The sequence below is a fragment of the Pseudomonas sp. FSL R10-1339 genome, assembly GCF_009600545.1.
GTDB lineage: Bacteria > Pseudomonadota > Gammaproteobacteria > Pseudomonadales > Pseudomonadaceae > Aquipseudomonas > Aquipseudomonas bubulae.
Genome location: NZ_WIVQ01000128.1, coordinates 1 through 9361, shown reverse-complemented (window position 1 = coordinate 9361; position 9361 = coordinate 1). Strand labels below are relative to the sequence as shown.

Annotated in this window: 8 protein-coding genes; 1 reads left to right on the top strand and 7 read right to left on the bottom strand. The window is 61.2% G+C overall.

Translation table 11 applies throughout. The features are described from left to right. Nucleotides 1-341 (top strand): DUF3482 domain-containing protein (locus GHO03_RS22410; RefSeq protein WP_153400555.1); only part of this gene is annotated, 341 nt, incomplete at its 5' end. A 106-nt stretch (nt 342-447) separates the two neighbouring features. Here the strand turns inward: GHO03_RS22410 and GHO03_RS22405 are convergent. From GHO03_RS22405 to GHO03_RS22375, 7 genes are all read right to left on the bottom strand, one after another. Beyond that, nucleotides 448-1005, bottom strand: a complete 558-nt coding sequence (locus tag GHO03_RS22405; RefSeq protein ID WP_095017838.1) for a phosphonate degradation HD-domain oxygenase — start codon at nt 1003-1005, stop codon at nt 448-450. Next, a complete protein-coding gene (locus GHO03_RS22400; protein ID WP_153400554.1) occupies nt 1005-2132 on the bottom strand; it encodes a TIGR03364 family FAD-dependent oxidoreductase in 1128 nt (375 codons plus the stop codon). The genes GHO03_RS22405 and GHO03_RS22400 overlap by 1 nt, the downstream gene beginning before the upstream one ends. Nucleotides 2133-2271: 139 nt before the next feature. Beyond that, nucleotides 2272-3294, bottom strand: coding sequence for a putative 2-aminoethylphosphonate ABC transporter substrate-binding protein (locus tag GHO03_RS22395; protein WP_094999977.1), 1023 nt, complete (start codon nt 3292-3294; stop codon nt 2272-2274). A gap of 35 nt (nt 3295-3329) precedes the next feature. Beyond that, a complete protein-coding gene (locus GHO03_RS22390) occupies nt 3330-5054 on the bottom strand; it encodes a putative 2-aminoethylphosphonate ABC transporter permease subunit (protein ID WP_095017840.1) in 1725 nt (574 codons plus the stop codon). 1 nt (nt 5055) lies between these two features. Next, nucleotides 5056-6132, bottom strand: a complete 1077-nt coding sequence (locus GHO03_RS22385; protein WP_095017841.1) for a putative 2-aminoethylphosphonate ABC transporter ATP-binding protein — start codon at nt 6130-6132, stop codon at nt 5056-5058. A gap of 217 nt (nt 6133-6349) precedes the next feature. Continuing rightward, a complete protein-coding gene (locus GHO03_RS22380; RefSeq protein ID WP_095017842.1) occupies nt 6350-7213 on the bottom strand; it encodes a LysR family transcriptional regulator in 864 nt (287 codons plus the stop codon). 16 nt (nt 7214-7229) lie between these two features. Beyond that, nucleotides 7230-9361, bottom strand: a 2132-nt coding sequence (locus GHO03_RS22375; protein ID WP_153400553.1) for a heavy metal translocating P-type ATPase, incomplete at its 5' end; no start/stop codon positions are given.

Here is a 9361-nt window from a genome sequence, read left to right as displayed (position 1 = left end):
GGGCCATTGCCGGCGGTGCGCTGCAAACCGCGCGCAGCTACGGCAGCCGCTTGCTGGGCAAGTTCAAGGGCCAGCGCGAGTTGACCGTGGACGACAGCGTGTTACGCCTGCTGGCGTTGCGCCAACGGCAATTGCTGCACGCTCTCAATGCTCGCGGGCATGCGGCGGTGGACAGCATCAAGGTCGCCACCCCGCAGGACAAGACCTGGCGCGAAGGCAAACTGCCCGAAGCCCTGAACAAGGCGCGGGCGCACCCGCAATGGTCGTCGCTCAACCCGCATCCGAAGTTGAGCCAGGCTGAGCGTCAGGAGCAGATTGAGTTGTTGGCCGGGCAGATCTAAGTACCGGCTTACCCCCCGTGGGAGCGAGCCTGCTCGCGATTGGATCATCACTGATACACCGCGTCGTTTGTTTCGCGAGCAGGCTCGCTCCCACAAGAATGGGTACTTAACCCTCTAACAGGCGGACGGCTTTGGCCTTGAGGATTTGCAGGTCGATAACTGGCACATGCATCTGCTTGGCCTGTTCATCCCATACCCGCATGCGCAGGCTCAACCCGCACAACGGGTCCTGCTCGAAGGCATCCGCCTCGGCCTCGCTCATCACCCCGCCCTGATAACCCAGGGTGCGAATGCTCGCCTCACTCAACAAATCGAAATACCCCGGCTGACGCAAGGTCAGGTAACGCTTGGCCTGTACATGGTATTCCACCAGTTTGGCCAGCCGCTCGCTAAACCCGGCACGGCGCAGATAATCGGCGCCCACCCGCTCATGGCTGACTACACCGTATCCATCCATGTTCTTCGCATCATTGACGCAAAAGTGCCCGATATCGTGAAAGAACGCGGCCAACACCACTTCATCGTCATAACCTTCATCCAGCGCAAGCTGTGCGGCCTGGGACATATGCTCGATCTGTGACACCGGCTCGCCGATGTAATCATCGGTACCGTATTGCCGGTACAAGCCAAATACTTCTTCAACCACTTGCTGTGCGTGTGTCATCACATCTCCTCCAGCATCCGGGCGATATTGCCCTCGGCCATTGCCGGGCCCACGCTCATGCCCACGCCCGTGTGCATCAGCGCCGCATTCAGACCGGGCGCCACCTGCAGCCAGGTAAAAGGCCTGGCCCCTTTGGCACCATAGACGCCCTGCCAGCGCTCGACCACCTGCACTTCACAGCCCAGGGTTTCTTCGCACAATTGCAGCATCCAGTTATCCACCTGTTCGCCGTTGAAGGGTGAGGAATCCTCACTGTAATCATGAGAATCGCCGACGATCAAATCACCATAAGGCGTCGGGCTGATCAGCAGGTGAATGCCGTGCTGCTCCAGATGCGGGCTGTCACGCTGGATTTCGGCCTGCACTGGCGCCGCTTCGGGCAAGTCGGCAAAAGCGCCGTAATGCACACAGCTCAGGCCGGTCAGCAGGGCGTGTTGCAGCCTCAAGTTGACCTTGGGCCGCACGCGCAGCATTTGCAGGCGACAGATACTCGGGTTGAGCCGGGCCAGTGGCTCGGCCAGCAGGGTCAGGTAATCGTGCCCCGAGCACACAATCACCTGCGAACCCTTGAAACTCCCCGCCGTGGTATGGACCTGACCGGGTTCGACCTCGCGCACCAGGGTCGAAAAATGAAATTCGACGCCCAGCTCACACTGCAAATAGTTGATAAGGGCCGGAATGGCTTCGCGTGAATACACCTGCTGGTCGTCAAGGCCATGCAAAGCGGCGCGATGATGGCTGAACTGGCCACCGTACAGCGCATCCATTTCTGCACCGCGCAATAATTCGGCGCGGTAGCCGAACTCGCGTGCACGACCTTGGCAGAACGCCTCAAGCAAGTGCTCTTCGGCTTCGGTGCGGGCGAACAGGTACGAGCCGTTGCGCTTGAGATCAAAGCCTGCGCGCTGCGCCCAGACTGCCCAAATGTCGCGGCTGGCACGGGCCAGATCGAGCATCACGCCCGGTGGTTGGCCGGTGACCAGCGCCTGGCCGAAATTGCGCACCGAGGCGCCCAGTGGCGTGGCGGTGCGTTCGAAGACGCGTACCTTGAGACCGCGTCTTGCAGCGGCGTAGGCGTGGGACAAGCCCAGAATGCCGGCGCCGACGATAAGGATTGGTTGAGTCATCACGATGTCCTGAAGGGCAACTTCACTTCCCTTGTGGGAGCGGGCTTGCTCGCGATACAAGCGCCGCGGTGCGGCTGTCCAACCGCAGCGATCCAATCGCGGGCAAGCCCGCTCCCACAGGTCTTTTGTGGCTACAAAACTACTGCGCCGCTTTCTCGGACTTGCCGTCATAGCGTTTGCGCCACTCGGCCAGGATGCTGTCGCGATTCTGCGAGGCCCAGGCGAAGTCGTTCTTGATCAGGCGCTGCTCGTAGTCGGCTGGCAGCTCGGTCTGTGGCTTGGCGATGCCGGGCTGGGCGAGTACCGCGAAGTTCTCTTTATAAAGCTCCATCGCCGCGGGGCTTGCGGAGAAGTCAGCCAGCTTTTTTGCTGCCTCTTCGTGCGGCGTCCCCTTGATTACAGCCGTCGCTTCGATTTCCCAACCCAGGCCTTCTTTAGGCAACACGATATCCAGCGGTGCCCCCTGACGCTTGAGCTGTACGGCCGGGTATTCAAAGGAGATACCGATCGGGAATTCCCCCGCAGCTGCCAGCTTGCAAGGCTTGGAACCTGAATGAACGTACTGGCCGATGTTCTGGTGCAGGTCGTCCATAAATTGCCAGCCCTGTTTCTCGCCGAAGGTCTGCAGCCAGGCGCTCACATCCAGAAAGCCGGTGCCGGACGAGGCCGGGTTGGGCATCACGATTTTGCCCTTGTATTCAGGCTTGGTCAGGTCCTGCCAGCTCACCGGCTTGCTCAGGCCCTGTTTTTCCGCCTCGATGGTGTTGAAGCAAATGGTCGCGGCCCACACGTCCATGCCCACCCAGGCCGGCGGGTTGGCCGCATCGCGGTAGTTGCCGCCGATCTTGGCCAGGTCCCTGGGGGCGTAGCTTTGCAGCATGCCCTGCTGGTCGAGGATCGCCAGGCTGGATGCCGCCAGGCCCCACACCGCATCTGCTTGCGGACGGGCTTTTTCCGCCAGCAGCTTGGCGGTGATGATGCCCGTGGAATCGCGAACCCACTTGATCTCGATGTCCGGGTTGGCCTTTTCAAAGGCCTGCTTGTAGGTCTTGAGCTGTTCGGCTTCCAGGGCCGTGTACACGGTCAGTTCAGTTTTGGCAGCGAACGCATTGAAGCTAAAAGCAGTGAGGACAGCAGCGGCAAGAGCAAGAGGCTTGAACATGGTGCGGTTCCTTTTGGGGTGTAGGGGCAGGGTTGTTATTGCGCGGGCGCACCCTGGCGCCAGGCCTGGGAGCGGCGCAGCAAACCGCGCGAAGCCCATGCCAGCAGCAAGGACATACCCGCCGAAGTGAACAGGATCAGGGTCGACATCGCCGCCGCGCCGCCAACGTTGCCGGCGTCGTCCATGTTCAGCACCGCCACCGCCGCGAGGATGGTGTCGGGGCTGTAAAGGAAGATCGCCGCCGACACGGTGGTCATCGCCGAGACAAACAGGTAGCGCATGATGTCCAGCAGTGCGGGCAGGCAGATCGGCACGGTGACGCGCCAGTAATGGCGATAGAGCGGCGCCTTGAGCGACAGTGCGGCGGCTTCGAATTCGCCGTCGAGCTGGCGCAGGGCCGTGGTCGCAGTCATTTGTGCAGTGGTCAAATAATGCGCAATGGTGCAGGCCACCAGCAGGGTCATGGTGCCGTAGAGCACATGCAGCGGGTTGCCCGGCAGGTTGAAAAAGAACACGTAGCCCAGTCCCAGCACCAGCCCCGGCACGGCCATCGGTACAAAGCTGAGCATGCGCAGGGCCAGGTTGAGGCCTTTCTGGCTTCTGGTTTTCTCCATCAGATAGGCGCCGGTGAAGATCACCAGACTGCCAATCACCGCCGTACACAGCGCCATCGTTACACTGTTGCGATAGGCCAGCCAGCCGCCGCCTGCGGTGTCGTTGAACTGGTAGTGGTTGAGCGATAGCGACAGGTTATATGGCCAGAACTTGACCAGCGACGAGTACACCGCCATCCCGAAGACCAGCAGCAGGGTGGCGCAAATCAGCAGCACAATGGCCAGATAACAGCGGTCACGGCCCTTCGACGGCACGGGTTTGAACACTTGGGCGCGGCCACTCATCGAATCGCCATGCTGGCGGCGCAGCCAGGCATCAACGCCGAAACTGAACAGCGCAGGCAACAGCAGGACCATGCCGATCAAGGCGCCGCGACCGAATTGCTGCTGGCCGACCACGGCCTTGTAGGCTTCAAGCGCCAGCACCTGATAGTCGCCACCCACCACCACGGGCACACCGAAGTCGGTGATGGTCAGGGTGAAGACCAGGCAGAACGCGGCAAACACGGCCTGTTTGGTGCCCGGCCAGGTAATGCTGCGAAAGGCCTTGAAAGGCCCGGCCCCCATGCTCGATGCAGCGTCAAACAAACGTGCATCGGCCAGAGACAAAGCCGACAGCAAAATCATCAAGGCGTGCGGGAAGGTGTAGATGGCCTCACCGAGAACGATGCCCCAGAAGCCGTAGATATTGTCGCTAACCAGCCCACGTAACATGCCCTGGTTACCAAACAGATACACCAGCGCGATGCCCGGCAGCATTGAAGGTGCCATCAGTGGCAGCAACGACAACCCGCGCCAGATGCGTTTGCCGGGGATCATGGTCCTTTGCAGGGCGTAGGCAAACAGATACGCCAGCGGTACGACGATGGCCGCCACGCTGAGGGAAACCTTAAGGCTATTACCCAGTAGCCAGTGAAAATTGGCGCTGGTGACCAGTTCTCGCGCCGCGACCCAGCCGCCGCCCTGGCCGTCTTCGGCACTGAAGCCGCGCCAGAAGATTGCCAGCAACGGCATCAGCACCGCCACGCTCAACAACAGCAGTAACAGCAGCTTGCCGCCGACCACGAAGATACGGTCACCGAGTTCCGCTCTGCTGGCTTGGCGGGACATTTTGCCGGGCAATGGCAGGGCCATTTCAGCGGCCATGTCAGGCAAACACCTGCAGGCTGCCGGGTGGCAGGGCGACAAAAATATCCGGTGTGCCGAGGCGCGGCAGGTCCTGACTGCCGACTTCGGCCGTCAGGGCATGACCCGGCAGGTGGTTGAGTTCGAAGCTCATGCGGCAGCGATTGCCAAGAAAGGTAATTTCCCGAACCCGGGCCGGGAACAGGTTTTCCTGATGCAGTACCGGATTGACGCTGATGGCTTCGGGACGGCAGAACAAACGCCCCGAGGCGGCGCGGCCAGCGTCATCTGCCAGGCGCATGTTCATGCCGCCGACCTGAGCGTGGGTGGCACTGTTGCGCAAAAACGGTAGCCAGTTGCCCTGCCCCACAAATTCGGCGACAAACGGCGTGGCCGGCTTGTCGTAGATTTCTTGCGGGGTGGCGTACTGCTCGACCTTGCCGTTGTTCATCACAGCAATACGGTCGGCCATCAGCATGGCTTCGTCCTGATTGTGGGTGACCATCAGCGTGGTGATGCCCAGGCTGCGCTGCAATTGGCGCAGTTCGGTACATAAATGCTCACGGACGCGGGCATCCAGGGCCGACATTGGCTCGTCGAGCAATAGCAGAGACGGCGATGGCGCCAGGGCACGGGCCAGGGCGACCCGCTGCTGCTGGCCACCGGAAAGCTGACCCGGGAATTTCTTTTCGCTGCCAGTCAGGCCCACCAACTCCAGCATGTCGCCGACGCGCTTGCGCACCACCTCACGATTGCTGCCAGCCAGGCCGTAGGCAATGTTGGCCTCAACAGTCAGATTTGGGAACAAAGCATAGGACTGAAACAGAATCCCGTAATCACGGGCCTGCGGCGCCAGCTCGGAGACATCGCGATCACCCAGGTACAGTGCGCCCTTGTCCTGATGCTCCAGGCCTGCGATACAACGCAACAGCGTGGTCTTGCCGCAACCGGACGGGCCGAGCAGACACACCAGCTCGCCTGCAGCCACCTCCAGCGAGACGTTATCCAGCGCGGTAAAGGCGCCAAAGCGCTTGCTCACATTGCGCACCTTCATCGGCACGCCGGGCTGGGTAAAAGCGGTTGTGTTCGAGCTGTTCATGGATGCACCTCATCAAGCAGATAAGGGCCATCCTAGAGATGCAATGCGTACAAGATGTGGCAGCAAGGCCAAAGCAGCCGATAGTGGTATTGGTGGATTTGGGTATGGGTGCAGGGTCATTGTGGGAGCGGGCTTGCTCGCGATGGCCTTACCGCGTTTTGCCTGACACACCGCATCGTCTGCATCGCGAGCAAGCCCGCTCCCACAGTGGTTGTGGTCAGGCCGGGGCCATTTCCTGCGCCAGCCCCAGAAACGCCGCCGGCAAACGCGCGGCTTTTCGCTCTTTGAGGCAGTACAGGTACTCATGGATCACTGGCGCATTCTCAAGGGTCAGTACCCGTAACTGCGGGTCATGAGGTACTTCCTGGCGAGCGATGATGCTGATGCCGATATTGCGCAGCACCGCTTCGCGGATCGACTCCCGGCTGCCAATTTCCAGCAGCGGACCAAAACTCACCCCGGCATTGGCCAGCAGGTCTTCGGTCAACTGGCGCGTGGTCGAACCTTGCTCACGCATCAACAAGCAATGCCCGGCCAGCGCACTGAGCGGTACATGCTCTAGCTTGGCCAATGGGTGATTGCGATGCACCGCCAGCACCAGCGGATCGGCACCCAGGACGCGGCGGATCAGGCGCGGGTCTTCCACCAGTTGTGAGGAAGCCGCGATATCGACCCGGTATTCGTCCAGTGCCTCCAGCACCTGCTGGGAGTTGCCGATATCCACCGCCACCTCGATCTGCGGCAAGCGTTCGCGAAAGGCTTTGACCAGATCCAGGATGTAATACGGCGCGGTCGCGGCAATGCGCAGCATGCCGGTGCCCTGGCCGCTGTTGCGCAAAAAGAATTCGATATCGGCTTCTTGCTGCAGCAACGCCTTGACCATCGGCAGCAGGCGTACGCCGTCATCGCTGAGGGTCAGGCGCCGGCCGCCACGGTAAAACAGCTCTACACCGTACTGGCTTTCGAGGTTGCGGATTTGCGTGGTCACAGTCGGCTGGCTCAGCCCGAGCTTTTTGGCGGCCTGAGTAATGCTGCCCAGTTGGGCCACCCGGTAAAACGCTTTCAGCTCGGCACTCAGCACAACAGCCCCTCTTGATCTATTTGCGCAACAGGCGCAAACCGTTGAACACCACCAACAGGCTGACGCCCATGTCGGCAAACACGGCCATCCACATGGTGGCCAAACCGAGGAAGGTTACCGCAAGAAAGATCGCCTTGATGACCAATGCCAAGGCAATGTTCTGTTTCAGGATGCTGGAGGTCTGCCGTGACAGGCGAATAAAAGCCGGTATCTTGCGCAGATCGTCGTCCATCAGGGCAACATCGGCGGTCTCGATCGCGGTATCCGTACCTGCCGCGGCCATGGCAAAACCGATCTCGGCACGGGCCAGGGCCGGAGCGTCATTAATGCCGTCGCCCACCATGCCTACATGATGGCCCTTGGCATACAGCGCTTCGATCGCCTTGAGCTTGTCTTCCGGGAGCAGGTTGCCCTGGGCTTCGTCGATACCGACCTGGGCGGCAATGGCGTTGGCCGTGTGAGGATTATCGCCGGTCAGCATCAGGGTCTTGATGCCCAACTCATGCAACTCGCGGATCGCTTCACGGCTGGTTTGCTTGACTGTGTCTGCCACGGCGAACAGCGCCAGCGGGCCTGCGCTGTCGCACAGCAAGATCACGGTTTTGCCCTGTTCTTCCAGCGCAAACAGCTCGGTCTCGAGTTCAGGAGAGCACAGGCCCAATTCTTCAACCAGGCGGTGATTGCCCAGGTGGTAGAGCTTGCCGTCGATTTCGCCACGCACTCCGCGCCCCGCCAGCGCGGTGAAGTTATCCACAGCACTCAAAGGCAGATTCTTATCCACAGCAGCATTAGCCACAGCCAGCGACACCGGATGATCGGAACGGCTTGCAAGGCTGGCGGCCAACAGCACCGCGCTGTCAGTGACCAGCGGATCAAGGGGCAGGTAATCGGTTTGCACCGGTTTGCCGTGGGTGATGGTGCCGGTCTTGTCCAGGGCCAGGAAGTCGAGCTTGTGGCCGCTTTCCAGGTACACCCCGCCCTTGACCAAAATCCCCTTGCGGGCCGCAGCCGCCAGGCCGCTGACGATGGTTACCGGCGTCGAAATCACCAGCGCACAAGGGCACGCCACCACCAGTAACACCAGCGCACGGTAGATCCAGTCAAACCATACGCCGCCCATAAACAACGGCGGGATCACCGCCACTGCCAGGGCAAAGGCAAACACCAGCGGGGTATAGATTTTCGCGAAGCTGTCGACGAAACGCTGGGTCGGTGCCCGGGCGCCCTGGGCCTGCTCTACAGCGTGAATGATCCGCGCCAGGGTCGAGTTGTTGGCCGCAGCCGTCACCCGGTATTCCAGGGCGCCGGACTGGTTGATGGTGCCCGCGAACACCTTGTCTCCCACGGTTTTTTCGACAGGCAGGCTTTCACCGGTGATCGGTGCCTGATCGATCGTCGAGCTGCCGGCCACCACTTCACCGTCCAGGCCGATACGCTCGCCCGGCCGTACCCTGACCAGGCTGCCCAGGGCGATGTCTTTGACCTCAAGCTCAATCCAGCTGCCATCCGCCTGCTGCACGGTGGCCTTGTCCGGCGCCATTTGCATCAGGCCACTGATGGCATTGCGCGCACGATCGAGGGATTTGGCTTCGATCAGTTCGGCCACGGTAAACAGGAACATCACCATCGCCGCTTCCGGCCATTGGCCGATCAACACGGCCCCCGTCACGGCGATGCTCATCAGTGCATTGATGTTCAGGTTGAGGTTTTTCAGGGCGATCCAGCCCTTTTTATAGGTGGTCAGGCCGCCGCTGAGGATCGACACCAGCGCCACCAGCGCAATCACCCAGGTGGGTGCAGCATCGGTAAAGTGCAGCACTTCAGCCGCCAACGCGCCCACACCGGCCACGGCCAGAGGCCACCAGTGTTTTTTCGCTGGCAGTGCAGGCGGGGCCGCATCCGCACCGGAATCGATGGGCTCGGCGTGCATGCCGAGGGATTTGATTGCGTCGACAATCGGCCCGACGGACGGCAGGTCGTGGGTCACGCCCAATACCCGGTTGATGAGGTTGAATTCCAGTTGCTGCACACCCGCCAGCTTGCCCAGCTTGTTCTGGATCAGGGTCTGCTCGGTGGGGCAGTCCATCGCTTCAATGCGAAAGCTGCTCAGGCGCGCGCCCGCAGTGGCCGCGGCGGCCAGCTTGACGA

Coding starts and splice junctions, on each gene's coding strand:
- GHO03_RS22405 (WP_095017838.1), bottom strand. CDS start 1,005: ATGACACACGCACAGCAAGTGGTTGAAGAAGTATTTGGCTTGTACCGG.
- GHO03_RS22400 (WP_153400554.1), bottom strand. CDS start 2,132: ATGACTCAACCAATCCTTATCGTCGGCGCCGGCATTCTGGGCTTGTCC.
- GHO03_RS22395 (WP_094999977.1), bottom strand. CDS start 3,294: ATGTTCAAGCCTCTTGCTCTTGCCGCTGCTGTCCTCACTGCTTTTAGC.
- GHO03_RS22390 (WP_095017840.1), bottom strand. CDS start 5,054: ATGGCCGCTGAAATGGCCCTGCCATTGCCCGGCAAAATGTCCCGCCAA.
- GHO03_RS22385 (WP_095017841.1), bottom strand. CDS start 6,132: ATGAACAGCTCGAACACAACCGCTTTTACCCAGCCCGGCGTGCCGATG.